Here is a 24789-nt window from a genome sequence, read left to right on the forward strand (position 1 = left end):
TATGAGTCTACTTACTTGGCAAGCCCCTTGTAAGCACATCTATCAAGAGAAAGAGGCGATGCATTATGAAATTCACCAAACTCCTACGAACTGTCATCGGCGCGAATCTGATGATCATCCTGACATTTGCATTCCTACCTGCTCTACTGATCAATCCTGAATTTGAACTATTCCAAAATCTATCGAACTTTATATCAAAAGAATAAATTGTAAAGGAACCGTTTATGCAATGACTGCATGAACGGTTCCAATTTTTCTAATTATCGTTTACGTACATTAAACATATCTTCTAGTAACAACCAATTTTGCGGGAAGGATAGACCTAACTTCCAATACATAATTCCTCTTAAGTTGAATTCTTTCAGTAGATTAAATTTGGCACGAATGCTGCGTGCATCTTCAAACCATACTTCATGGCGAACGCCGTTGTTGTCGGTATACGTAAAATGCGGGGCTTGGGCGGTATAGTCATATTGAATGGCGGTATTCGTGTTGATTGCCAAATTGACAGCTTGCTGTGGACTGAGGGCTTTTGCGGGTATCCCGCTTTCAGGCGGATATGGGGTTGACCAATCATACCCATACAGATTTTGTCCTAAAAAGACTTTTTCCGGTGGAATTTGGCTCACTGCATATTCCACTACTTTACGGACCTCTGGCAATGGACTGACCGGCTGTGGCTCGCTGTAAGAATAGCCCCATTCGTAGGTCATCAATGTCACAAAGTCACAAATTTCCCCGTGCGCCTTGTAATCAATCGCCCCATACAAACCTGACTTACTGTCGCTTGTCTTCGGAGGCAAGGCTGTAGAAATCGTTAAACCGGCAGGCTTGAAGCGTGCTTTTGCCTTTCGCAGAAAATCATTATATAATTCTCTGTCGCCCGGCCGCAAAAATTCGAAATCAAAATGGATATCCCGGTAGCCAACCTTCCGGGCTACTTGTACAATATTCTCGAATAATCGATTTTGCACCGTTTGATTCACAAAAAGCTCGTGAGCCAGTTCAGAGCTGAACGCAAAGTTCTCCAGGTTGCTGACGACCATTGTATTCAAAACTCCGGCAGCGCTCGCGATGGAAGGGATATCACCAATTGGCGGTTCCTTTAAAGTGCCGTCCCGTTGTGGCTCATAACTGAACATTGCTAAATAGGTGAGCTGCGGCGATCTTCTTCTTACTTCCTGCACGAGCGTCTCACTGACAGGAGGACGCGGTTCCACATAGGCAAGCACATCGATATCTGTTTTCGGCATTGGCGGAATATACAGCCGCAATCCGACAGGCAAAATACCGTTGACCGACAGTCCATTTATCCTTGCCAATTCTTCTACCGTTATACCATATCTCTTGGCAATCAAATACAATGATTCCCCTGGCTGCACCCAATGATAACTGCCCGTTATCGGTATGACCAATGCTTGCCCCACAACAATTCTCGAAGGATCAACTAATTCATTTGCAGCAGCTATTTTTTCGTAAGAGACTCCGTATGCTTGACCAATTCCATATAAACTTTGTCCTTTCTGCACCACGTGGATTTGCACATCCATCATCCGCCTTTCCTCATACGTATGAACATCTTCTTCACTATATTTTTGAGGGCAGATGATTATGACATGGACCACGCGATCTTCTCATTTTCCAATGCATAACTCTGTTTAGGGATACCATACTACTCCTGATTGCACATCATGAAGGAGGAGGAATACCTTTGACACAAAATCCCTTTGGCCAAACACACCAAAATATGCACACAGGACAGGTGCCCCCGAAAATGAATCACGGCGGACATGAATTATTCGATGTCCACGAAGTGCTCAACGCCGCAGTTGGCGCTATGAACCAGGCAGTATTGCTGCGTCCTCACGTTAAAGATCCAGAGCTACTTGATATTTTGGATCGCCAATTGCGTTTCATGCAGGATGAATACAATATTACCGTGGAATGTTTTAAAACTGGACAGGATCCATCCCATCCGACGCAAAGCTACAAAATGAAGCAGAACAATGATTTTATTTACGGCATGAAGCAGTCTCAGCCTAAAAAACCGATTCAATCAGCAAATGAGATTACTGATGAAATCATTTCCGGCTTTTTGCTTGCTTCCGCAAAAGCATCTGCTTCCCATAAAACAATGTCTGCATTGGAAACAACAAACCCTGTCGTTCGCCGAGTTCTTGCAGATTCCGTACCAAATTGCATCGAAATGGCATACGAATTGTCAATTTATCAAAATAAACATCATTACTATCAAGTTCCTCAGCTGGCACAACAGGATATGCAGGCTATCTTGAATGCCTATGCTCCTACCCAAGTACAAATGGGTATGAAGAACAACAATAATCTTCAATAATAAAGAAACAGGTGCCCTCCATTGGGCACCTGTTCTATTTTACTTTCCTGTAAAACACTTCTGGAACTTCCGATACAAACCGCATCACTTTGCCCGTCTTTGGGTGAATTACTTCTAATGCAGAAGCATGAAGTCCCAGTCGTTTAATTGGGTTGACAGTTGAACCGTATTTCCGGTCTCCAACTATCGGATGCCCAATCTCCTCCATATGGACACGAATCTGATTCTTCCGTCCCGTTTCAAGCAATACCTCCAGCAGAGTAAATTGTTGAGCGGAACGGATTTTACGATAATGAGTGATGGCGAGCTGCCCGCCATTATCTACAGGGCTAGAGTAAATTTTGAATGTCTTCGTTTCCTTGAGCCACGATTTGATCGTTCCTTCTTCCTTCTTTACCTTCCCCTCCACAAGGGCTGTATATTCCCTTCTGCGGACAAGCTCATTCCAATTATTTTGCAAATCCTGTTTCATCTTTTCATTTTTCGCGAAAACCAATATACCGGATGTATCCCGATCTAGTCGGTGGACAACGAAGATTCTGCTTTTTGGATTCATTTTTCTAACATAGCTGGCAGCTTGGCTAAAAGCCGTCATTTCCTTTTTATCCTTGGCTGATACTGAAAGCAGACCCGCCTCTTTATCAATGACAAGCAGATCATCATCCTCGAAAAGAATTGAAATCCCTTCCAGTTCACTTTCTCCTTTGGCTGCCCTATTTTTCATAATCTCTACTGTTTGTCCTGGTTGCAATGGGTGGTCATGTCTTGTAATCACGACACCATCCACACTTGCCTGCCCTCTGGACAAAATGGATTTCACTGAGTTTCTGCTGGTTTTCGATAAGACTTCCAATAAAAACGGCAATAGTTCTTGCGTTTGTTTTACTTGGTAAACAGATGTATGGGGGCTTGCTGTTTGCGCTTTCTTTGGTCCTTTTTTCTGCATGTGGAACCTCCTTTGGTACTTTATATTATCCTTGAATTGCTTCTCCAACACAAACACTGTATGATCGGTAGAAAAGAAACTTGGCAGCAATTGCAGAAGGAGTCCCATATGCGAATCGCTATTTTTGACTTTGACGGAACATTTTATGCTAATGAAACATTCCAGCTCATGATGGACCAGTTAAAAAGCCACCCGACCTACAGTCCTTTGTATAAACCATTCTTTCGCACCATTCTTAAACCGTATATCAGCTACAAGTTAAAATTGCTTCCTGAATCCAAAATGAAAGAACGGTCTATGCAAATCTATTTAAACGCATTGCAAGAGTTATCTCGAGAAGAGATACACAATTATTTCCAAGAAATGAAACCGGCTATTCAAAAGGATTTCAATGAGAGCGTAGTCGAGCGTTATCGGGAACACCGAAAAAATGGAGACTACACGATGCTCGTATCCGGCGCTTACACGCCGTTCCTTCTTGAGGTGACAAGTGAATTTGAATTTGATCAGATCATCGGCACCGATGTTCCGTTTAAAAACGAAACGATCGATTCCAGCAGTTCGATTTATCATATTCAAGGTAAACGAAAAACGGAGAAGATACTATCTTGCTTGGCTAATGAGGTTGTCGATTGGTCCGAAAGTTATGCCTATGGAGACAGCTATTCCGATTTGCCTGTCCTTCAATCGGTCGGAAATCCAGTCGCTGTCCGGCCAGATGCAAAATTGGAAGCGGTAGCTCTGGAGAAGAAGTGGGAAATCATACGGTAGACTTCCCCTTTACGAAAGTGCCTTGATTCCAACAACTCCAATGACGATCAGCAAGACACTGAAAATCCTTCCTGGGCTCTTGGACTCATTAAAAAAAATCATATTGATGAGTACGGCTCCCGCAGTCCCTACACCTATCCATACTGCGTATGCCGTGCTCACTTGTAAATAGTTAAACGAATAATACAAGAACAGAAAGGCTGCTCCGAATCCAGCCATATAAAGCAGTCCTCGGCTTAAACTCTTCTTTTCACTATATTTTTTTAAATAAATTACACCGACAAACTCACTGATTGCAGCCAAAGTTACGAATAACCAACCCATTATTTCACCTCGCCAACTGCTTTTTTCTCTTCGATTCCATCCGCTATCTTCAAGCCAATCACTCCAGCCACAAGAATGGCTATGAAGAAAATTTTCCCTCCGCTTAATGTTTCACCGAATAGAAAGACGTCCATTAAAGCGGTACCGATTGTACCGACCGCCGCAAATACTGCGTACACTGTACCGGTCGGCAAATTCTCACAAGCCTTGGATAAATAGTAAAAATCAACAAAAATGAAGAATACAATTGGAATCCAGTGCCACCAGGTGCTTGCTACATTAAAACCGTATATCCAGACCAACTCAAAGAAACTGGTCATCGCTACATATAACCATGATTTGTTCATCGTTGCCTCCTGACTGACTATCAGTCATTTTATTGCATAATTTGCCTTGAAGCCGGATGGAATCAATTCAATCCATCTGCAAGGCATGTTTTAGGAATTCCTTTACTTCCCTCTTTTGAGTGTCCGCCATATTTTCCGCCTGTGAATCATAAAGATAAATCTGCTCCGCTGCAGATTCGACAAGGCCAATAATTAATTTCGCAGTATGGGCAGACCGAATTGAGTTACGAATTTCCCCAGAGTCCTTTGCTTTATCAAGTTTTTCACTAAGCCACACATAGATGGGTTCATAAACAGCTTCCCATTCCTTCAGATGCTCTGTTGATGCCAATCCAGAATAAATAAGGGCCTGAATTTCATGGTACTCTTCGTTGATACTAAAGATGGCTTCAACGAACTGTTGCATTTGATCCGAAAAAGAAGCTTTTTCCGATACAGTCGACCGCAAGATTTCCATCGTCTTTGCAACCATCACTTCGGCAATTGCTGGCATTAGCGACAGCTTAGATGGAAAGTATAAATAAAAAGTTCCTTGGGCGACCCCAGCTACTTGTACGATATCCGATATTTTAGTTTTTTCGATTCCCTTATCGCGGAAAACTTCAATCGCCGCCCGTACAATCATCTCTTTTTTATTTTGAGCCATTTATCTCCCTCCAACTGAATGACTGTCATTCATTTTACTACAAATATAGTATTAAGCAAGGTCTATCCATTTTGCGTTCGCTACTTTCATTCATTAAAATCATCCAATCCCCCAAGACATCCTGTAAAAGGGCTCGCATGGAAGATTGGATTTGAACATTTTGCACGCAATAACTTGTGAAACCATAACAATTGATTTATTGAGCGACCAATTTTGGATTCTTAGGAACGTTGATCGATATGCAAACTTCCATCAGTTTGAACTTCCGCATAAAAAACCTGATCGGCTTTGCCAATTCCCTGAGCTTTCAATTGATCGGACAGCCATTCCTCCGTCAATCCAAGCTCCGTCAAGTTTTTGGAAACAATTTTCCCATCTGAAATAATTTCAGTTGGCACAAATTTCGGTTCTGGACACGGTGCTTTTACATCTTTTTTGGTAGCCGGTTCCTGCCCAGCCTTTTTCATTACACTTAACTGTCCGTTCGTTTCTAATATGGCATATTCTACATCTTTAATAGAGAAAATCCCCTGCTCCCGCAGCATCATATTCAAATCGTTCAAGTGCAGGCGCGACTTCTTCATTGCATCTTCATTCAATTTTCCTTTATGCATAATGATTGTCGGTGTATCATCGAGTAAAATTCTCGCCTTTTTCGACTTTAACGCTAGGAAGTTCATTAAATAAGTTAAAAAAGCCCATAAAACCATCGCATACAAACCATTGAAATATGGTGTTTCCGATTCACTGGCAATGGCAGCAGCAATCGATCCAATCGTGATGCCTGTTACGTAGTGGAAGAAAGTCAATTGGGAGATTTGCTTTTTACCCATTAAACGCGCCAGCAGAAGCAGCACGATAAAGGAAGCTAATGTTCGCATCGTCATTTCCCAAAAGTCAAATTCAAGAAATTCATTCATATTCAAAACGCAGCACCTCCATTATACGAGTGTGCCACTACCATCTGATAATTATACGGATGTCTTTATGAGGGCGATTGTATGATTAAAAGGCGTCATCTCTTTTACGAGATGCGCCTTTTTACTCTATAAAGCTTTACTCCCATACAAATGGTGTTTCTTGATATACATAATAGTTCAGCCAGTTTGAAAACAGGAGATGCGTATGGGAACGCCATGTGTTCATCGGCTGCCTAGCCGGATCATCATTCGGAAAGTAATTAGCAGGAACATCGATTTCCAGACCTTTTTGTACATCACGCTCATATTCCTCAGCCAACGTCGTCGCATCATATTCCAAATGGCCAGTAACCATAATATGTTTTTCATCTTTGGATAACACGATAAATGCCCCAGCATCCTCAGATACAGCGAGCAGTTGGAGTCGAGGATCCTGTTCAATTTCCTCAACAGATACCGATGTATATCTCGAGTGCGGTGCTGCAAAAACATCATTGAATCCGCGTGCAAGCTTTACAGTCGAGTCTGTCAAACTATGGCTGTAAACGCCGGACAATTTCTTCGGCAAATCATATTTATCAATGCCATAATGATGATACAGTGCTGCTTGCGCTCCCCAGCAAATGTGCAAAACAGAAGTGACATTCGTTTTGGACCAGTCCATGATCTGCTTCAGTTCTTCCCAATAAATGACCTCTTCAAATGGCATATGTTCAATCGGTGCACCTGTAATGATCATACCGTCAAATCTACGATGTTTAATATGTTCAAATGTCGTGTAAAACTCTTCTAGATGATTTTTGCTCACATTTTTCGATTCGTATGTAGCGGTATTTAAGAAATTCATATTCACTTGCAATGGTGTATTCCCTAGCAACCGTAGTAATTGCAGCTCTGTCCGTTCTTTTTCCGGCATTAAATTTAGAATAATGATATTTAGTGGGCGAATATCTTGCGTAGTCGCACGATCCTCTTCCATAATAAAAATTTTCTCTTCTTTCAATAGTTCGCCTGCCGGTAAATGTCTCGGTATGTTAATTGGCATACAATCTCCCCCTCTTATGTCATGGCAATTCAAATAAAAAACCCCCGCTCCTAAAGAAATAGGAACGAGGCTTGAATTTTCCGGTCGTTCTTATCTCTCAAGAATCAAGTACCTACGGCATGCCAGAGATTCGGAATCATGCAATCATCCGCAAAAAGCGGTTTGTAACTGCATCCTGTATTCCAAACGTCCAATAACCGAGGCATCAACATGAATCGGGCAGGGCCATTCTATGAACGGCATGCACAGCTTTTTCACTTACATCGTGAAAATGATCAAGTTGAACTTCTTGTTGGAGGTAGCACCTTCCTGCATACGCAGAGGTTGCTGAAGCTTCATCGGGCCAATTCCCTCAGCTTCTCTTGATAAGAATTATTCTATTACGGAGTAGTATATCACTTTTCAGACAGTTTGCCTAAAGTTTTTTAAAATTTTTCTCAAACTTTCATGTTCTGCTTGTCCCAAATTTCCAGTGAGGAGCAGACATCTTGTGACTACTAACATGTAGGAAACCATTCATCTAACCAAAACATGAGAAGGACCCTGACGGCTTAGGCCATTCACTGATATCTCTTTGCTTTTGAAAATCCAAGTCCGAGTATTTCCGATGCATTTAAGAAAATGACGAACGAAGAAGGCTCTGCCGTCTGCAACAGCTTTTTCAAATACACAGCTTCCGATTGCTCGACCACACAAAAAATCATTGTTTTTTCATTACTTGAATATCCTCCGGTCGATTTAACTTTTGTCAATCCTCGATCGATTTCGTTTTGTATGATTTCCTGCACCATTTTCTCATTTTCCGTAATAATCAGGACCAATTTGGTTGGCGACGTCTGAAGTTGAACGAAGTCGATCACTTTGCTGGTCACATAAATCGACATCAAAGCATATAACGCCAGTTCAAAGTTGAAAACGAAAGCGGAAGTAATTACAACAACTCCGTCAACGATCAGCTGGGAAAAACCACTTGAAATCCCTGTGTATTTTTTCAACAATTGGGCGATTAACGCCGTGCCTCCTGTTGAACCATTCCCCCGATAGACAATGCCCAGGCCAATCCCTAAAAGAATTCCTCCATAGATCGAACTGAGCAGCGGATTATCAACAGAAAGTTCAATGCCCCCCGTCAGCCAGATTACAAACGGGACAAAAAAAGTACCGACTAACGTTTTAGTGCTGAACTCTTTGCCTGCCAGCAGCAAACCTAAAATGATTAATGGGATATTGATAATCCACTGCACATAAGCGGGATTAAAACCGAACAATTCAAACAATATCGTGCTGACACCTGATATGCCCCCTGCCGCAATGCGCGAAGGCAATAAGAAAATATTAAAGGACAACCCGACAAGCGATGCGCCCAATATGATTAATAGATAGTCAAAAACCGTGGATTTAGCGTAACGATTTGACATCATTCTGCCTCCTTTCATAACAGCCTTAATTATTTTACCAGAAATAAAGCTTGTGGAAAGTTTTAAATGAATAATTTAAGGAATAGTAGTAAATAAGGAAATGGCAGAAGAGTATATTCATATTTTTGGTTTTCTTCAAAATTACTGGTATACTCGTAATTAATAGGATAATTCACTAAAGGAGGATATTCAACATGCGTAGTTTAGGTATTGTTAGAAAAGTAGACCATTTAGGACGAATTGTCATACCAAAAGAATTAAGAAATACATTACAGTTGGAAAAAGGCGCTCCAATGGAAATATTCGTTGATGATGACATGATCATTTTGCGAAAATATGTTGTAGATGAAGCCTGTGTTGTTACTGGCACCATTTCTTCAGAAAACAAACGGCTTTCCAATGGCATGTATATCAGTCCCCAAGGTGCGGAAATATTAATGAAAGAGATTAAGGATAATAGGGATTGGTAACGTGAGCAAACGGCATCATCCACTTTTACTATCAGAGGCCATGACAATCAGCAGCCTAGAACTGAAGATACCGGAGAATGTCCAGTTTCCTAACTAATATTCTATTTCCCCATGCAAAAAAGACTGTTTCATCATTGCCGATGGACAGTCTTTTTACTTGTTCATGATATAGTTAATTCATTAGAAAATTTGGAGGGATGTCCATGTTGGTTTATGCACATAGGGGAGCGTCCGGCACTTTTCCTGAAAATACAATAGCAGCTTTCAAGGAGGCTGCCCGGCTGCCCGTTCACGGTGTGGAATTCGATGTTCACTTGACGAAGGACGGAGAGCTGGTCGTCATACATGATGAAACGATTGACCGTACGTCAAACGGTTCAGGTTATGTCAAAGATCTGACGCTCGCTCAATTAAAGGAATATGATTTCGGCAGTTGGTTTTCACCTGACTTCGCCGGCGAGAAGATTCCAACGCTAGAAGAAGTGCTGCATCTCTTCCAATCCACACATCATCATATAAATATTGAATTAAAATCGGACATATTTCCTTATGAGGGCATGACCGAAAAGGTTTTAGAGCTCATTAAGGCGCATAATTTGGAATCAAGAGTCGTCCTATCCTCTTTTGATCACAGCGCCATTCAGGAAGCCAAACGAATCGCCCCGTATATTGAAACAGGTGTGCTCACAATGGAAGTGCTCGTTCAACCGCTCGAGTACCTGAAGAACATCCCAGCTGATGCATATCATTTATTGTTTCCTACTGCCATCCGGCCATCCTACCGGGAAGTTTACGAGGCCGGCATTCCAGTTCGAGCTTATACCGTAAATGAAGAGAACTATGCAAGTCTACTGCAGCAAGCCGGTGTCCAGGCTATTTTTACGGATTACCCTGAACGTCTCTATGCTTTTCTGAAGGCATAAGAGCAGACGGAGAAGAAACGGAGGGGTGTGCCAATGGCATATCCCTTTTCTAATCGATCAAAACTTTGCAGAATGATAGTGTTGCCCGTTACGTAAAAAAGAGTTTAGGAATGCTATTGCATCCTAAACTCTCCAGTAATATACGGTGGGCTTTTTCAGCCCTCTCAAAATATTAGGCTGAAAGACTATTGATGAAATCCTCAATCTCTTCACGCGTTTTCCGGTCTTTGCTGACGAAACGGCCTGCTTCCTGGCCTTCATGGAATCCGATGAAACTCGGAATACCGAAGATATCCATCTCTTGGCAAATGTCGATAAATTCATCCCGATCCACATAGATAAATTCATACTCCGGGAAATCTGCCTCTAAGCCGGGCAAAATCGGTTCGATTACTCGGCAATCCGGACACCAGTCTGCTGAAAACATAAAGATGGTCCGTTCCCCATTTTTGAGTTGCTCAAATTGTTCTTTCGACTGCAGTTTCTCCATTATCGCTGCACTCCTTTTATTGTATGTATCGTTATACGTATCAGTATATCACGGGTCAAGTTGACTTCCTACGTTCGATGCTTCACAGCACCCTTCCCGTCATGGCCCAAATAGAAGTCGCCACTCGATCGGTATGGTTCACAAAACGATGGGGCGTCGCACTCTTGAAACGGATGCTGTCCCCTTCCCGCAATATGTACTCCTCTTCCCCAAGGACAATGGTCATTTCTCCAGACAGAATAAATCCGCATTCTTCCCCCGCATGCTCCACCAATTGCTGATCCTGTTGTCCAGGTTCCATTTGAATTAAGATCATTTCAATTGAACCTTCATTAATTGGGGTCAATAAGTGATACTTTGAATTGGATTGAGGAAAATCAACTGTTTTTCTCTCCTCTTTCCTGACAATTTGTGTCGTTTGTTCATCCGCTCCCAACAAGGTGGAAATGGAAACATCCAAGCCTTTGCACAGTTTATAGAGCGTGGTCAAAGTCGGGTCTGTGTTGCCTCTTTCAATTTGGCTGATCATACTGATGCTGACACCTGACTTCGCAGCCAACTCTTTTAAGGACAACTGCTGCTCCGTCCGTAATGTTTTGATTTTCAGTCCATCAAACATAGTACCGCCTCTTCTATTACATTTTCGCCATCATACCATATTTTGCGATAAATTGAAAAACCCGTTAGTATCTAACGGGTCCTTCTTATTACAACAACGTTGCAAACCACAAACCTAACGTCGTTCCGATGTAGTTTCCGATAATATAGCCGATGGTACCGACGACGAGGATCGGTCCGATCAGACTTTTCCAACCTTTTGCAATAGCCATGGCTGCTGCAGTAGTCGGTCCGCCGATATTCGCATTGCTGACAAGCAGGATATCTTCCAAATCGTATTTTAATAGCTTGCCTGCTGTTAATGAAACAAGCATGTTGACGATAACAATAATGGCTACGAATACAAGCAAGAGTGGCGCATTTTGTATGATCAACGGGATAGATGCTGGTACACCTATGACGACAAAGAATAGATAAATGAGCAACGTACCCATCTCCTGGCTGCCATTGATTCCTTCAAAATATTTCGGGAACAGCGCGAGTGCGATGAACGTGATTGTTGTCAGGATCAAATATTTATCTCCGAACAGTCCATTTAATAAATTATAAAAGAACGATACATCTTCTCCTGACGGAATAATGCCGTCCAGAAATGCCGCAAGTTTAAATGCTATGATAACGAGAAAGAATGCAGTCCCGATGGATAATGCCATGTCTTTCAGTGAAATGTCTTTCCTTGACCAGAAGTTTTCTGCCAGTGTCTTGCCATCCTGTTCGCCGCTTTGTTTTTCAACTTCCAGCACATGCGGAGTGGTATAGCGTTTTCTGAAAAACGCCATCGTGGGAATGATCATCAAAACGACAAAATACAGTGCCATCATCAGATTGTCTGCGACAATCGTGGCGGAAACCATTTCCCCTGGCGTTTCAAATTTACCGGCCATTGCAGCAAAGTTGACACCGCCTCCAACGTAGGATGCACTCATCATGGCTCCGATTTTATCCAAGTACGGAATATGGTCCTTTAATAAGAAGAAGCTGATGATTGTACCTGCAACAGTACCGATGGAGCTGATCAAGAAAATGATCAACATCCGCCCGCTTTCCTGCCAAATCTTTTTAAAATTCACGTGAAACAATAAAAGCGGAATCGCCAGCGGAATAATAAATGCCCAAATTGCATCATACACCGGTGAATCTGTCGGAATTACACCCGTATTGGACAGGATGATGGCCCCGACTAATGCGATGATGGCGCCGGACACTTTGCTTGCCCACGTAAATCGTTGTTCCAAATAAATACTTACTGCCGCCCAAACGACAATGATACCCCATAGCGTAATCAAATCATCTGACTTGATAAGTGTATTCTCCACGGTTATTTCCCCTTTTCTATTCTTACTTCTTCATATGCCGCTTCAGTACTTCCATTGCATTCCCAAAGCTGATGCGCTCGATCTCCTGCTGGGTAAATCCCCTTTTCGCCATTCGCTCCAATAAATCCGGCACTTGCAAAGCAGATTCGAAGCCAGTTGTTTTCCCTCCGGCTCCCACTGTCGTGTCATAAGGTGTTAGAAAATCCAGAAAATCAAAACCAAATGCCAAGTGCTCTGTACCGACCAAGTCGGAGATATACACCGCATGATCGACAAGCCGGTCAAGAGAAGGTTTTTCGGGATCAATAAATTCATAATGGGCATTCAGACCGATGAGGCCTTGTTTTTGTGCAATCGCTTTCATTTGGTTATCGGTTAAATTTCGTTCGTGATCACAAATCGCCCTTGCATTGCTATGCGAAGCAATCAGAGTTCCGTTGACGTGACGCTCAATGTCCCAGAACGACGTTTCATCCATATGGGAGACATCTATCAACCAGTTCAACCGCTCCATTTCTTTAATGGCTGCTATACCATCAGGGGAAAGCCCTTTCGGATCATGACCGTTGTCCGCACCTGTCCCACTGGCAAGAAAATTATGCTCGTTCCAAGCAAGGATGGCATGATGAAAACCTTTCTGATCCAAATCATGAAAAGCACAGGTTACTCTTTCTTCCACGGAAGCGCCTTCCCATGCCTCCATGAACGTAAGACCCTCCAGTCCTAAATAGACCTTCACTTGATCTGTGTCTGTGTTGTTTACCATCTCGTAGACAGTCCGGCAAACGGCTGCATGTTCAGATTCAGCCAAATCCGCCATCACGTGGTCATAGAGGAATCGAAAGCGCGCCAAGGAAGTTTTACGAAATTCACGTTCCACCCATATGACGCACAAAACTGAATCGACATGTCCTTTTTTCAATTTCGGATAATGTAGCCGATCAAATACACGACGTTCTCCCTGACTCCTCCGCATGGCAATATCTGTGAATAAATCAGAATGTAAATCGAACACTTTCATAACAAGTCACCTCCCCGCTCGATTTTATTATATTGTAATTTATTTATTATCTTAAAACAAGTGATTATTGAGATAATTATTGTTCAATAGAACATACATGGTTCAAAAGAAAACGGGAACGCTAAAGAGGCAAAGGAGGATTTATATAAATGCGTCGTGCTTTTATCGGATTATTTGTTTTCATGAGCATTTTTGCCTTGCAAAAACAAACAATTATGGCGAACGATCAAATGGAATTGTCACCTAGCGAACGGATGGATCTATATCTGCGCTATTCCGATGAATTGGTCCCATGGTATTATTTAGCGGCCATCGACCAATACGAACGGAATATTCAACAAGTACGGAAGGACATTGAGAAAAGTGACGGCCCCCTTGCACTGCGCTTTACGGATGAAGACTGGATCGGAGCGGTTAATCCGGATGCCGAAAATAACTCAATCGAATCCATCACATACTTCGGTGGAATTGGGATGGATGGAGATGGTGACGGGATAGCCGACAAATCTAATTCAGATGATTTGCTGCTCACTCTCCATTCAGTGCTGAGCGCAAATGGTTCCTCCGAAAATGACTTCAAAATAGCATTAGAACAATTGTATGAAAAAGAATCGACGGTCAATCAAATAATGGCGATCGCCACCTTATATTCCCGTTTCGAAACTATCGAGCTCGATGAACATCGATTCCCTATTCCAAAAGGATACAATTATACGTACCGGAGCACGTGGGGTGCAAGCCGCGGATGGGGCGGACGCCGGATTCATGAAGGTACGGATATATTTGCCGGCTATAGTACGCCGGTTATGTCGGCTTCCTACGGTGTCATAGAAGTGATGGGTTGGAATAATTTTGGCGGTTGGCGGATCGGTATCCGCGATAATCATAATACGTATCACTATTATGCCCACTTGGCATACTTCAATAAGGAAATTAAAGAAGGAGATGTCGTGGAACCGGGAACTGTCATTGGTTTCGTCGGGAGTTCCGGATATGGGAAGGAAGGGACATCTGGCAAATTCCCGCCCCACTTGCATTATGGTGTATATAAATACAATGGACGGACTGAATGGGCATTCGATCCATTTCCTTCTCTAAGCCTCTGGGAACGGCAGGATCGGAAAAAAGGTAGGTAGTACAACTAAAATACAGCAAAAAAGCGACGGGTTTGCATAATCCCGCCGCTTTTTCTTATCTTATTTAAACTTCCAACACCTTGAAAAGGAAAGAAAAAATATCTGCCTGTTCTTCAATGATTTTCGCAGTCGGCTTGCCAAGACCGTGGCCTGCGTTTTTTTCCACTCGTAGCAAAATCGGATTATCGCCTTGCTGAACTTCCTGCAGCGTGGCAGCGAACTTTTTCGCATGCAACGGCACAACACGATCGTCGGTATCTGCTGTTGTGATTAAGGTCGGCGGATATTCGGTGCCTTCTTTCACATTATGCAGCGGCGAATACTTATACATGTACTCAAATTGTTCCGCACTTTCCTCAGCATTGCCATAATCGGTCACCCAATAGCGGCCCACCGTGAACTTATGATAGCGGAGCATATCGATGACAGGAACTTGGCAGATTGCCGCGCCGTACAAATCTGGACGCTGTGTAATGCAAGCAGCTACAAGAAGACCGCCGTTGCTTCCACCCATGATCGCCAATTTGTTGACCGATGTGTAACCGCTGGAAATGAGCCATTCCGCAGCCGAAATGAAATCGTCAAACACATTTTGCTTCCGCTCCAGTGTACCAGCCTTGTACCATTCTTCTCCAAATTCCCCGCCGCCGCGCAAATTGGCAACTGCATATACGCCGCCTTGTTCGATCCACATGCGCTGGGCAGGAGAGAAGGCTGGAGTCAAACTAACATTGAAACCACCATAACCGTAGAGCAGTACTGGGTTTTGACCATTCAATTCCAAGCCCTTTCGGTGGGTCAGGAACATAGGAACCTGTGTACCGTCTTTTGATTCGTAGAATACTTGTGTCGTTTCATAATTCTCTGTGTCAAACTGTGAAGATTGTCCGAATACCGGATCCAATGCTCCGGTTGTAAAGTCAAAGCGAGAAACAGTTGCAGGCGCTAGATAGGATGTGTAGCCAATATACATGACATCATCCTTCCGCTTGCCCTGTACACCTGAGATCGAAACAAAGTTCGGCAAAGGAATCTCTTTGTCCAGGCTCCCGTTTTTGTGAAACACCTTCAGCTCATAATGCGCATTGTGCAAATAGCAAACGATGAATTGGTCATGGATGATATCCGCAAAATTCAGGACATCCTCTTGTTCCGGAAGGACATCGACCCAGTTCTCCTTCGCTGGCTGTTCCACATCTATAGCAATAATTTTTTCCTTCGGTGCATCCAAATTAGTAACGAAATAAAATTTTGATCCGTCATTGCCAATGAAATTATACCGAGCGTCGTCATTGGCAAGCAATTTGACGAATTCTCCGTCCTCATCCAGCTTTTTATAATAAATGCGACTTTTGTTTTCTGTTCCTTTCCAGACATTCAAGATTAGGTAACGATAGTCGTCCGAGAAAGATGGGTTGAATGAATGCTCTTTATTGTCACGATCCTCAAAAACGAGGATATCCTCTTCCTGTGGAGTTCCGAGCTCATGCCAAAATACTTTATTATAAAAACTTTCTTCTTCAGCAGGCACAGTACCAGGTTCCGGAAAACGATTGTAATAAAAGCCAGTTCCCTCTTCGTTCCAAGCAATGCTGCTGAATTTGCACCACTTGATCACATCCGGCTCATTTTCTCCAGTTTCCAAATTACGAATATAGATTTCCTGCCAATCGCTGCCGTTTAAAGAGATACCATAGGCGAGTCGCTTTCCATCCTTTGTGAACGACAGATTCGTAATAGCTGCAGTCCCTTCCTCATTCATCATATTCGGGTCAAGGACGACTTCCAAATCTCCAGATTGTAAATCGCTTGTACGGTAGAAAACGGCCTGATTTTGGAGCCCATCATTTTTATGAAAATAGTAATACTCGCCCTCTTTTCGAGGAACGGTATATTTAGGGAAGTTCCAGACGTTGATAAGTTTTTCCTTCACTTCATTTCGATTTGGATAAGTGCTCAAATAACTTTGTGTTTTTTCATTTTGTTCATCCACCCATTGTTTAACTTCGACTTTATCCGGATTTTCCAGCCACCGGTAAGGATCGGAAACTAATGTGCGATGATAATTTTCTACGACCTGTTCTTTTTTTGTTATGACCGTCATCATTTTTCCCCCTTCGAATCACTTCTTTTTCATTTTAACATATTCTTCTGAAGTTTCGAATCACGAAAAAAAGCCGGAAAACTTCCCGGCTTCATCTTTTTATTGCCCTGATTTGTGTAAAGGCGGTGGCGGCATGATCCACCCTTTCTCCTTGTTCAAACGGAGCAGTTTGCTGCCGAACATCAGCTTATCCGCATGGAATTTGGCGAACATCATAGCAATGTCCTCACGCAGACATTGACCAATCACTTGGCTGCAGGATACAAGTCCTTGACCAACGTTTATTGATACAGCCCCTGCAATTTCGGGATCAGAAAAACGGGCTCCTGCAGGAATTTCTTCCGTATTTGCTACAGCTCTCTCAGGCAAAGTAGGAGGTGGGGTTACTCCGTTTTCTTTTAAGACTTCCTCCACTTTCCTGTTCTCGTCTTTCATCGTCTCAACAGCATTCCTTAAAAGTTCTTTCAGTTCTTCATCACCAGCATGATTGATAAATGCCTCATACCCGCTGATCAAACCTTTATTTGCACCGACATATGCCCAGCATCCGATGACTTCGCCATAATGCATTGGCTCTTCTTTAGGATTTCCACTTAATATTCCCATTGATTTCTCCTCTTTTCGTTTGCATTTTCTCCAATTCTTTGGTGTCCATGTTATATTGTGTGGGAACTGTGTTTTTATTCGTTTTAAAAAAACGTTGACAAACTTTTTTTCTTTGAGTAAGATGTGTTTAATTTAATTCACAGATACGAAGACGAAGATACGCGATGCATTTTGGAATCTTAAGAGAGCTGATGGTTGGTGAGAATCAGTGGTTCCGTTGTATACGCAGCACTTCCGAGTAGGTAACCTGAACCTTTTTAAGCAGTAGGGACACCCGGTCATGCACGTTACGCATGCAACGAAGACTGCCCTCGCGGCAGTGAACAAGGGTGGCACCGCGTAAATACAGCTTTTCGCCCCTTGCAATGAATTTTGCAGGGGGTGGAAGGCTTTTTATTTTTTCAAATTTATAGAAAAACGATTGTGATGGAGATACGTTCTTCAAGCAGGAATCTACAGAGAGCTGATGGTTGGTGGAAATCAGCGTTTCCCTTGAAGAATAGCACTCCTGAATCGATGGACTGAATTACCAGTAGGTTCATCCGCTTCATGCACGTTACGCATTTGAGACTGTGACATTCACAGTGAATCAGGGTGGTACCGCGTCCAGCTATTTTAGCTTTTCGCCCCTTTACGTTTCAGGCGTAAGGGGCGGAAGGCTTTTTATTTTTTCAAAAATGAGGAGGAAAAGACATGTTAGCAGATCAAACCATTTTACGAATCCCAGGACCAACTCCGATCCCACCAAGTGTGGAACGGGCCATGAATATACCGATGGTCGGCCATCGCAGTTCTGAAACATCTGATTTAATTCGTGCAATTCAACCGAAACTGCAGCCGATTTTTGGAACAAACCAGGACGTTGTCATTCTGGCAGGAAGCGGGACGGCCGCTCTTGAAGCTGCAGTTGTCAATGCAGTGCGCCCGCTGGATGAAGTGCTCGTCCTTGTAACCGGTGCTTTCGGTGCACGCTTTGTCGACATTTGCGAAGCCTATGGGATCCGCGTTCATCAGCTTCAAGTGGAATGGGGAAAAGCAGTGGATCCAAAAGAAGTTACTCATTTCCTTGAACAGCATAAGGAGATTTCCACTGTTTTCGCGACTTATTGCGAAACATCGACTGGCGTTTTAAACCCAATTGATGAATTGGCGAAAGGAATTCGTTCGGTATCTAATGCACTTTTCATTGTGGACGGCGTTTCTTGCGTTGGCGGTGTGCCTGCCCAGATGGATGACTGGGGCATTGACATCTTAGTGACGGGGTCGCAAAAAGCCCTCATGCTCCCGGCTGGCCTTGCATTTGTTGCTTTAAGTGTGCGAGCATTTGAACGAATTCAAGCCAACCCGAATCGAGGATTTTATTTTGATTTGATTAAATATCGAGCTAACCTAGAGAAGAATACGACACCTTTCACTCCTGCGCTTTCCTTGTTGTTCGGACTCAATCAAGCTTTGGAACTGATGGAGCAGGAAGGCCTGGAAAACGTTTATAACCGACATACATTATTGATGGACATGACAAGAGCTGCATTTAAAGCTCATAACATTCCCTTGCTCACGTCCGATCAAGACGCCTCCCCGACCGTAACGGCCGTTCGTCCAGATGACTTCGATGCGGAGGAATTCAGGAAAGTGTTGAAGAATGACTTCCGCATGTCCATTGCAGGCGGCCAGGGACACTTGAAAGGCGAAATCTTCCGAATCGGCCATATGGGCTATTGCTCTCCAGCAGATGTTATCCAAGCAATCTGCCTGATGGAAATCGCGTTAATGAAAATAGGAAAACAAATTGAATTGGGCAAAGGTATAGCAGCTGCCCAGCAAGTTTATTTGGAAAGGGGTACAAAATAATGACATACAAAATTTTAATTGCCGATCCAATTAGCGAGGACGGCTTGCAGCCACTGAGACAAAATGAACAATTTGACGTGGTAGTCGATACAGAAAGAACCGCTTCCGAGTTATTGACATTGATCCAAGATTTCGATGGGCTTATTGTCCGAAGCCAGACACAAGTGACAAGGGAGTTGCTAGAAGCCGGAAAGCGATTGAAAATTATCGGCCGGGCTGGCGTCGGGGTGGACAATATCGATTTGGATGCCGCCACTGAGAACGGAATTATCGTCGTCAACGCGCCAGACGGCAATACGAATTCCGCAGCGGAGCATACGATCGCCATGCTGTCGGCTCTTGCCCGGAACATCCCCCAAGCCTATTTGTCTTTAAAAAATGGCGTTTGGGATCGCAAATCGTTTGTCGGTGTGGAATTGAAAAATAAAACGCTTGGCATAATTGGTTTAGGACGCATCGGCATAGAAGTGGCCAATCGCGCAAAAGGCCAGCGGATGAATGTCATCGCCTATGATCCATTTTTAACAGAGGAAAGAGCAACAAAATTAGGGATCGGATATGGAACATTGGATGATGTGTTAGCATGCGCCGACTTCATAACAATCCATACGCCATTATTAAAGGAAACTCATCATTTATTAGATGAAAAAGCTTTCGCCAAAATGAAGGATGGTGTCCAGCTGATCAACTGTGCACGAGGCGGGATCATTGATGAGGATGTACTGTATGAAGCCATCGTTTCGGGCAAAGTAGCAGGCGCTGCACTGGATGTTTTTGAAACCGAACCGTTCGTCGATCATAAGCTCCTGACATTGCCTCAAGTGATTGCGACGCCTCATCTCGGAGCAAGTACAGTGGAAGCACAAGAAAGTGTCGCAGTCGACGTGAGCCAGGACGTGCTACGTTATTTTTCCGGCGAACCTGTGAAGAATCCTGTAAATTTACCTGCTGTACCAAAAGAAGTCCTATCGAAGATTGAACCATTTTACAGCTTGGCGGAAAAGCTAGGCGTATTCCTGTCAAGAGTATGTGACCAGGCAATTGAAGAAGTGAACATCGCGTACGCAGGAGAACTTGCTACGTATGATGTCCGGCCGCTGACGCGCAATATCGTCAAAGGGCTATTGAAGCGGAATCTCGGCATTCATGTGAATGAAGTGAACGCAAGGCTGCATGCAGAACGCCTCGGTATCCATGTAACTGAACATAAAACGACAGCGACAAAAGGATTTCTACACTTAATTTCTATTGAGATCAAAGCAAATGGCACCTCCCATAAAGTGGCGGGCACGTTGCTCAATGGACTGGGTGCGAGAATCGTCAAAGTGGAAGACTATGCAGTAGATGTTGTACCCGACGGGCATCTATTACTCATCAAACATAAGGACCAGCCGGGGGCCATTGGACGGGTTGGCACATTGCTGGCAGCTGAAAATATTAACATTGCCACGATGCAAGTCGGGCGCCAAACAATCGGCGGAAACGCCATTATGATGCTGGCAGTGGATAATCATGTAAAACGAGATGAAGTGGAACGGCTCGAGTCGTTGGAAGATATATTCGAAGTAAAGGCGATTGATTTGTAAAAAAAGGATCCTATTTAAGTAACGGGTTCGGTTGATGGGGAGAAAAGTGCAATTAACAACGGAAATGACAGGTTAATTTGCACATATTTCAACAGTGGAATAGCCATATGAAAACAATTAGAAGCACTCAGGAATCTGAGTGCTTTTTAGCGTAATATTCTACTATCCTTATTGAACCAAACCCGTTAGCTCAAAAATTTATTGAAATTCAAAGTCTGTATGAATGTAATAATCTCCATAAAGAGTTCTGCTAGATTCTTTGAAAAATGCTATTTCCACTTCATTTTTACCTATTAGTGTTATCAGCCCTTCTGGAGGATTTTCAAACTCTAATTCTTGTGCACTCTCTCTCTTACTAGTATTTATTTCTTTAATAATTTTTTCTATCTTTGATTTGTCGTTAGATTCTAAGACCTTAACACCATCTATTGTTACTTGAACAGAATTATAATCACCAATATTCAGTTTGTAGTTTTCAATAAAATCAGTATTAGTGCTACTGTTTGCACAACCTAAAATAAATAAACTAAGACTTAACAGTGTAAAAATAATCCATCGTTTCATATAATAGCATTCCTCTTCCCTTTTTCAATTAGTCGTTAGTTGCTATTATTCGTTTCAAAGTTTTAATTCAACTAAACTGCACCGTTAGCTAAACAAAATATTTCGATATAACAACAAAAACGGGGACACAAATTCATATGCGAATTGTGTCCCCAAATGCTGTGTTTTTATTGTTTTTCCCTATCAATCGTTACCCTTTAAGGATTTCCTTTTAATTTGTTACTGCATTCAATTCGTCCAGAATAAGAAACAATTTTTCCAAATGATCGATTTCATAGGTAGGATGGATATCAGGATGCGGGGACTTCTCTTCACGATTGATCCAGACAGATTTCATTCCGATTCCGTTTGCACCAAGAATATCCGTCAAATGGTTATCGCCAACCATGATGCATTCGCTTGGAGTTCGGCCGATTTGATCTAAAACGAATTGGAAAATGGCACGATCCGGCTTGCCTTTGCCGACAGCGCCCGAAATAACGATGTGATCGAAATAAGGGGCAAGCTCCGGTGTAATCGCCAGCTTTTGCTGCTGTAAGGAAGGTGAACCATTCGTAATCAAAACAAGCTCATAGGAACCCTTTAAATGATCCAGAACCGAGAATGTCTCTTCATAGACAAATGGAGAACGAATACGTTCTTCACGAAAACGCTCTGCCAATTTAGCTCCCAGCTCCGTGTCCTCCACTCCTTCCATCAACAAACCTTTCGTCCAGGCTTCCTTCTGATAAGTAGGGATCCACTCTTTCATCAATTGAAACATTTCACCCGGATCATCAAATGTTCCCCACAGCCCTTCAAATGGATTGATGCCAATTTGCTGAGTAAAATCATATGTACGATAGGAAGAATAGAGCTCCCGGGCTTTCTGCCGAACAGATTTCTCCAACCGTGCCGGATCAACGTCCGTTATGTCTGCTGCATAGTTACAAGTGTTTTCAAATGCTGTTGCAATACTTTTTTTATCCCATAATAGGGTATCGTCTAAATCAAATAATACAGTTCGAATCATCTGCCACCTCTCCTTTCCTACGATTATACACAAAAACGACCGTTCCATCTTTAAATGGAATGGTCGTTTGATATTATTGATCTCTAATCCAGCATCGTCCCTGATTCGAAATGAAGACATGGAGAACTTGCACTAGCCCGCCTATCCCGGATGATGACACATTGATGCCTTGAATAGAATTTTCTTGCCCTACAGTAAACACTCTTAAGTACTGTAAGCCGCGCAAAAACAGTCACATTCTCCGGTTCCAAAACCGCTGCATGGCAATGGCGTAGATAAAACGATCAGCAAATCCCTGATGTCCATCCAAGACGACTCCCGGGCCTTCTTTTGCATCAGATTCTTCGAAGAGCGCCATACCTGTAGATGCTATGCCAATCGGTTTGTAATGCTTATACGTTTCATTAATGTAGTCGATAATATGCTGATCAAACGACTGTTGGTCATCCGCTTTTCCACCGACAACATAGATGGAATCCAGTAAAACAGGAGACGCGGTGGTGAAGGTTGCATTGACGACGGCTTCGACTCCGTCCGCCCCTTTAACGGTTCCGAGCTTTTCGCTGATGATATCAACGACCACTCCATATTTAAGCAGTTCTTTCAAGACTGCCTTCACTTCCGCTCCATTGAAGTCGTTGCCGATAAGGATTCCCGTTTTCAGGCTATATGCATATTTCGGCGTGTTTTCCTGGCTTAACGCAGGAGAAGATGCCGATACATCTACTTGCTGTCCTGTCGGTGGCCTGACACCTACTGCATCTGCTAGGCGCCATGCAAGTTCTTCGTCGACATGAACGAACATATCGACGACTTGCTGCCGGACACTTTCTGATTTCACCTTCCCCACTTCGAAGATGAATGCATTCATAATATGCTGTTTTTCAGGCGGAGTCATGCTGTTCCAGAACAAGCGCGCTTGAGAAAAATGATCTTGGAACGACTCGCTTCGCCCTTGAATCACACGTCCATCTACCTTCTCCGCGTAGTGGACATACCCACCTTCCTCCCATGGCGAGGTGGACGGTGTATTGTTTGCTAATGAATTCTTATGGTAGCTCACTTGACCGACGTCGATCCGTTGCCTGCTGAAGCCATCCCGCTGATTGTTATGGAATGGACAGACCGGCCGGTTGATCGGGATTTCAACGAAGTTGGGTCCGCCAAGCCTAAGCAGCTGTGTATCCAAATAGGAGAATAATCTTCCTTGCAATAACGGATCATTTGTAAAATCAATCCCCGGTACAACATTTCCTAAATGAAAAGCAACTTGCTCTGTTTCCGCAAAGACGTTTTCCACATTCTGATTCAATGTGATTTTGCCAAACATTTGAACGGGCACAATTTCTTCTGGCCATATTTTAGTCGCATCCAAAATATCAAAGCCGAACATGAATTCATCTTCTTCATTGATCATCTGCACGCCAATTTCATACTCAACAATATTGCCTCTCTCGATTGCTTCCCATAAGTCACGTCGGTGAAAGTCGGGATCCTTCCCTGCTATCTTCTGTGCCTCATCCCACACGAGAGAATGCACACCCAGAACCGGTTTAAGATGGAATTTTACAAACCTGCCTTTTCCCTCTTCATTCACAAGACGGAACGTATGGACACCAAAACCTTGCATCATGCGGAAGCTTCTTGGAATGGCACGGTCTGACATCAGCCACATGATCATATGGGTAGTCTCTTGATTATTTGCGACAAAATCCCAAAATGTATCATGCGCCGATGAAGCTTGCGGTATTTCATTGTGAGGTTCCGGTTTGATGGCGTGAACTAGATCCGGGAACTTAATTGCGTCCTGTATGAAAAAGACAGGAATATTGTTTCCGACTAGATCAAAGTTTCCTTCATCTGTGTAGAACTTGATTGCGAAACCTCTTACATCCCTCACGGTATCCGCCGAACCTTTACTCCCTACAACTGTCGAAAAACGGATGAAAACCGGAGTTTTTGAACCTGGTTTTTGTAGAAAACCCGCCTTCGAGAATTCTTTCATGGAATGATGCAATACAAACTCACCATGTGCAGCGAACCCTCTAGCATGCACCACTCTCTCAGGAATCCGTTCGTGGTCAAAATGTGTTAATTTCTCTCGTAGATGAAAGTCTTCAAGCAGCGTCGGTCCTCGGACACCCGCTTTTAAAGAATCCTCATCATTAGAAATTCTCAGCCCTTGATTGGTCGTCATCCTCTTTCCATAGTTGTTCACCGTATATGGAGCAAGCTGTTGCAGCTTCTTATTTGTTGGTTTTTCCACTAAATCCCCTTCCATTCAAGTAGTACAAACCACTACCTCACTATATGCGTTCGCCC

General features: G+C 43.2%; 24 protein-coding genes, 1 pseudogene, 1 riboswitch and 2 other annotated features. Of the genes and pseudogenes, 8 read left to right on the top strand and 17 right to left on the bottom strand.

Annotated elements, in window-relative coordinates:
• Positions 1-65: 65 nt before the first annotated feature.
• Complete coding sequence (locus NCCP2222_RS03410; protein ID WP_248509610.1) at positions 66-206, top strand: hypothetical protein; 141 nt, start codon at positions 66-68, stop codon at positions 204-206.
• Positions 207-260: 54 nt separating this feature from the next.
• Here the strand turns inward: NCCP2222_RS03410 and NCCP2222_RS03415 are convergent, their stop codons facing one another.
• Positions 261-1544: a glycoside hydrolase family 18 protein gene (locus tag NCCP2222_RS03415; RefSeq protein WP_248509792.1), complete on the bottom strand. Its 1284-nt coding sequence runs from the start codon at positions 1542-1544 to the stop codon at positions 261-263.
• A 167-nt stretch (positions 1545-1711) separates the two neighbouring features.
• Between NCCP2222_RS03415 and NCCP2222_RS03420 the strand changes: the two genes are divergently transcribed.
• Positions 1712-2353, top strand: a complete 642-nt coding sequence (locus NCCP2222_RS03420; protein WP_248509612.1) for a spore coat protein — start codon at positions 1712-1714, stop codon at positions 2351-2353.
• Between the two features lie 34 nt (positions 2354-2387).
• Here NCCP2222_RS03420 and NCCP2222_RS03425 read toward each other — a convergent pair whose 3' ends face one another.
• Positions 2388-3299: an RluA family pseudouridine synthase gene (locus NCCP2222_RS03425; protein ID WP_248509614.1), complete on the bottom strand. Its 912-nt coding sequence runs from the start codon at positions 3297-3299 to the stop codon at positions 2388-2390.
• A 108-nt stretch (positions 3300-3407) separates the two neighbouring features.
• On the opposite strand from NCCP2222_RS03425, the gene NCCP2222_RS03430 reads away from it, so the two are divergent.
• Entirely contained in the window at positions 3408-4070 is a 663-nt protein-coding gene (locus NCCP2222_RS03430; protein WP_248509616.1) for an HAD family hydrolase, read from the top strand.
• A gap of 9 nt (positions 4071-4079) precedes the next feature.
• On the opposite strand, the gene NCCP2222_RS03435 is transcribed toward NCCP2222_RS03430, so the two are convergent.
• The 6 genes from NCCP2222_RS03435 to NCCP2222_RS03460 all read right to left on the bottom strand — a co-directional run bounded on the left by NCCP2222_RS03435 (position 4080) and on the right by NCCP2222_RS03460 (position 8770).
• Positions 4080-4394, bottom strand: coding sequence for a DMT family transporter (locus NCCP2222_RS03435; RefSeq protein WP_248509618.1), 315 nt, complete (start codon positions 4392-4394; stop codon positions 4080-4082).
• The gene (locus NCCP2222_RS03440) at positions 4394-4741 is read right to left on the bottom strand and encodes a DMT family transporter (protein ID WP_248509620.1); all 348 of its coding nucleotides are present in this window, start codon (positions 4739-4741) and stop codon (positions 4394-4396) included. Before NCCP2222_RS03440 ends, NCCP2222_RS03435 begins: the two co-directional genes overlap by 1 nt.
• Before the next feature lie 67 nt (positions 4742-4808).
• A complete protein-coding gene (locus NCCP2222_RS03445; protein WP_248509621.1) occupies positions 4809-5387 on the bottom strand; it encodes a TetR/AcrR family transcriptional regulator in 579 nt (192 codons plus the stop codon).
• 221 nt (positions 5388-5608) lie between these two features.
• A complete protein-coding gene (locus NCCP2222_RS03450; RefSeq protein ID WP_248509795.1) occupies positions 5609-6307 on the bottom strand; it encodes a YetF domain-containing protein in 699 nt (232 codons plus the stop codon).
• A gap of 136 nt (positions 6308-6443) precedes the next feature.
• The gene (gene metA / locus NCCP2222_RS03455) at positions 6444-7352 is read right to left on the bottom strand and encodes a homoserine O-acetyltransferase MetA (RefSeq protein WP_248509626.1); all 909 of its coding nucleotides are present in this window, start codon (positions 7350-7352) and stop codon (positions 6444-6446) included.
• A 255-nt stretch (positions 7353-7607) separates the two neighbouring features.
• A riboswitch (SAM riboswitch) is annotated at positions 7608-7724 on the bottom strand.
• A 188-nt stretch (positions 7725-7912) separates the two neighbouring features.
• A complete protein-coding gene (locus tag NCCP2222_RS03460; RefSeq protein ID WP_248509627.1) occupies positions 7913-8770 on the bottom strand; it encodes a YitT family protein in 858 nt (285 codons plus the stop codon).
• 194 nt (positions 8771-8964) lie between these two features.
• Here NCCP2222_RS03460 and NCCP2222_RS03465 point away from each other — a divergent pair, with 194 nt between their 5' ends.
• Together NCCP2222_RS03465 and NCCP2222_RS03470 are read left to right on the top strand one after the other, a co-directional pair.
• Positions 8965-9240, top strand: a complete 276-nt coding sequence (locus tag NCCP2222_RS03465) for an AbrB/MazE/SpoVT family DNA-binding domain-containing protein (RefSeq protein WP_248509628.1) — start codon at positions 8965-8967, stop codon at positions 9238-9240.
• A gap of 203 nt (positions 9241-9443) precedes the next feature.
• Positions 9444-10163: a glycerophosphodiester phosphodiesterase gene (locus NCCP2222_RS03470; protein WP_248509629.1), complete on the top strand. Its 720-nt coding sequence runs from the start codon at positions 9444-9446 to the stop codon at positions 10161-10163.
• Positions 10164-10335: 172 nt separating this feature from the next.
• Here the strand turns inward: NCCP2222_RS03470 and NCCP2222_RS03475 are convergent.
• The 4 genes and pseudogenes from NCCP2222_RS03475 to NCCP2222_RS03490 all read right to left on the bottom strand — a co-directional run.
• A pseudogene (locus NCCP2222_RS03475) lies at positions 10336-10689 on the bottom strand (thioredoxin family protein); the annotation flags it as partial.
• A 46-nt stretch (positions 10690-10735) separates the two neighbouring features.
• Positions 10736-11272 (bottom strand): helix-turn-helix domain-containing protein, encoded by a 537-nt coding sequence (locus NCCP2222_RS03480; RefSeq protein WP_248509632.1) that lies wholly within the window; start codon positions 11270-11272, stop codon positions 10736-10738.
• An 88-nt stretch (positions 11273-11360) separates the two neighbouring features.
• Complete coding sequence (locus NCCP2222_RS03485) at positions 11361-12587, bottom strand: DUF819 family protein (RefSeq protein WP_248509633.1); 1227 nt, start codon at positions 12585-12587, stop codon at positions 11361-11363.
• Between the two features lie 22 nt (positions 12588-12609).
• Positions 12610-13608 (bottom strand): dipeptidase, encoded by a 999-nt coding sequence (locus NCCP2222_RS03490; protein ID WP_248509634.1) that lies wholly within the window; start codon positions 13606-13608, stop codon positions 12610-12612.
• A 149-nt stretch (positions 13609-13757) separates the two neighbouring features.
• Between NCCP2222_RS03490 and NCCP2222_RS03495 the strand changes: the two genes are divergently transcribed.
• Positions 13758-14744 carry a M23 family metallopeptidase gene (locus NCCP2222_RS03495; protein ID WP_248509635.1) on the top strand — a complete coding sequence of 329 codons (987 nt, stop codon included), beginning with the start codon at positions 13758-13760 and terminating at the stop codon, positions 14742-14744.
• 64 nt (positions 14745-14808) lie between these two features.
• Here NCCP2222_RS03495 and NCCP2222_RS03500 read toward each other — a convergent pair whose 3' ends face one another.
• Together NCCP2222_RS03500 and NCCP2222_RS03505 are read right to left on the bottom strand one after the other, a co-directional pair.
• Positions 14809-16848 (bottom strand): prolyl oligopeptidase family serine peptidase, encoded by a 2040-nt coding sequence (locus tag NCCP2222_RS03500; protein WP_248509636.1) that lies wholly within the window; start codon positions 16846-16848, stop codon positions 14809-14811.
• A gap of 99 nt (positions 16849-16947) precedes the next feature.
• Positions 16948-17454, bottom strand: coding sequence for a DUF3231 family protein (locus NCCP2222_RS03505; RefSeq protein WP_248509637.1), 507 nt, complete (start codon positions 17452-17454; stop codon positions 16948-16950).
• A 139-nt stretch (positions 17455-17593) separates the two neighbouring features.
• Positions 17594-17818, top strand: a binding site (T-box leader).
• A gap of 50 nt (positions 17819-17868) precedes the next feature.
• Positions 17869-18088 (top strand) — a binding site (T-box leader).
• A gap of 59 nt (positions 18089-18147) precedes the next feature.
• Between NCCP2222_RS03505 and NCCP2222_RS03510 the strand changes: the two genes are divergently transcribed.
• A complete protein-coding gene (locus tag NCCP2222_RS03510; protein ID WP_248509639.1) occupies positions 18148-19305 on the top strand; it encodes a pyridoxal-phosphate-dependent aminotransferase family protein in 1158 nt (385 codons plus the stop codon).
• Entirely contained in the window at positions 19305-20891 is a 1587-nt protein-coding gene (gene serA / locus NCCP2222_RS03515) for a phosphoglycerate dehydrogenase (RefSeq protein WP_248509644.1), read from the top strand. The genes NCCP2222_RS03510 and serA overlap by 1 nt, the downstream gene beginning before the upstream one ends.
• A gap of 198 nt (positions 20892-21089) precedes the next feature.
• Here serA and NCCP2222_RS03520 read toward each other — a convergent pair whose 3' ends face one another.
• The 3 genes from NCCP2222_RS03520 to NCCP2222_RS03530 all read right to left on the bottom strand — a co-directional run bounded on the left by NCCP2222_RS03520 (position 21090) and on the right by NCCP2222_RS03530 (position 24748).
• Entirely contained in the window at positions 21090-21455 is a 366-nt protein-coding gene (locus tag NCCP2222_RS03520) for a hypothetical protein (RefSeq protein WP_248509645.1), read from the bottom strand.
• 211 nt (positions 21456-21666) lie between these two features.
• Complete coding sequence (locus NCCP2222_RS03525) at positions 21667-22467, bottom strand: HAD family hydrolase (protein WP_248509646.1); 801 nt, start codon at positions 22465-22467, stop codon at positions 21667-21669.
• Positions 22468-22699: 232 nt separating this feature from the next.
• Positions 22700-24748 carry a catalase gene (locus NCCP2222_RS03530; protein WP_248509647.1) on the bottom strand — a complete coding sequence of 683 codons (2049 nt, stop codon included), beginning with the start codon at positions 24746-24748 and terminating at the stop codon, positions 22700-22702.
• Positions 24749-24789 lie beyond the last annotated feature (41 nt).

The sequence above is a fragment of the Sporosarcina sp. NCCP-2222 genome, assembly GCF_023168145.1.
In the GTDB taxonomy this organism is placed as follows: Bacteria; Bacillota; Bacilli; order Bacillales_A; family Planococcaceae; genus Sporosarcina.

Coding starts and splice junctions, on each gene's coding strand:
- NCCP2222_RS03465 (WP_248509628.1), top strand. CDS start 8,965: ATGCGTAGTTTAGGTATTGTTAGAAAAGTAGACCATTTAGGACGAATT.
- NCCP2222_RS03525 (WP_248509646.1), bottom strand. CDS start 22,467: ATGATTCGAACTGTATTATTTGATTTAGACGATACCCTATTATGGGAT.
- NCCP2222_RS03425 (WP_248509614.1), bottom strand. CDS start 3,299: ATGCAGAAAAAAGGACCAAAGAAAGCGCAAACAGCAAGCCCCCATACA.
- NCCP2222_RS03495 (WP_248509635.1), top strand. CDS start 13,758: ATGCGTCGTGCTTTTATCGGATTATTTGTTTTCATGAGCATTTTTGCC.
- NCCP2222_RS03430 (WP_248509616.1), top strand. CDS start 3,408: ATGCGAATCGCTATTTTTGACTTTGACGGAACATTTTATGCTAATGAA.
- NCCP2222_RS03480 (WP_248509632.1), bottom strand. CDS start 11,272: ATGTTTGATGGACTGAAAATCAAAACATTACGGACGGAGCAGCAGTTG.
- metA (WP_248509626.1), bottom strand. CDS start 7,352: ATGCCAATTAACATACCGAGACATTTACCGGCAGGCGAACTATTGAAA.
- NCCP2222_RS03520 (WP_248509645.1), bottom strand. CDS start 21,455: ATGAAACGATGGATTATTTTTACACTGTTAAGTCTTAGTTTATTTATT.
- NCCP2222_RS03410 (WP_248509610.1), top strand. CDS start 66: ATGAAATTCACCAAACTCCTACGAACTGTCATCGGCGCGAATCTGATG.
- NCCP2222_RS03490 (WP_248509634.1), bottom strand. CDS start 13,608: ATGAAAGTGTTCGATTTACATTCTGATTTATTCACAGATATTGCCATG.
- NCCP2222_RS03445 (WP_248509621.1), bottom strand. CDS start 5,387: ATGGCTCAAAATAAAAAAGAGATGATTGTACGGGCGGCGATTGAAGTT.
- serA (WP_248509644.1), top strand. CDS start 19,305: ATGACATACAAAATTTTAATTGCCGATCCAATTAGCGAGGACGGCTTG.
- NCCP2222_RS03500 (WP_248509636.1), bottom strand. CDS start 16,848: ATGACGGTCATAACAAAAAAAGAACAGGTCGTAGAAAATTATCATCGC.
- NCCP2222_RS03530 (WP_248509647.1), bottom strand. CDS start 24,748: ATGGAAGGGGATTTAGTGGAAAAACCAACAAATAAGAAGCTGCAACAG.
- NCCP2222_RS03440 (WP_248509620.1), bottom strand. CDS start 4,741: ATGAACAAATCATGGTTATATGTAGCGATGACCAGTTTCTTTGAGTTG.
- NCCP2222_RS03510 (WP_248509639.1), top strand. CDS start 18,148: ATGTTAGCAGATCAAACCATTTTACGAATCCCAGGACCAACTCCGATC.
- NCCP2222_RS03435 (WP_248509618.1), bottom strand. CDS start 4,394: ATGGGTTGGTTATTCGTAACTTTGGCTGCAATCAGTGAGTTTGTCGGT.
- NCCP2222_RS03470 (WP_248509629.1), top strand. CDS start 9,444: ATGTTGGTTTATGCACATAGGGGAGCGTCCGGCACTTTTCCTGAAAAT.
- NCCP2222_RS03505 (WP_248509637.1), bottom strand. CDS start 17,454: ATGGGAATATTAAGTGGAAATCCTAAAGAAGAGCCAATGCATTATGGC.
- NCCP2222_RS03450 (WP_248509795.1), bottom strand. CDS start 6,307: ATGAATGAATTTCTTGAATTTGACTTTTGGGAAATGACGATGCGAACA.
- NCCP2222_RS03460 (WP_248509627.1), bottom strand. CDS start 8,770: ATGTCAAATCGTTACGCTAAATCCACGGTTTTTGACTATCTATTAATC.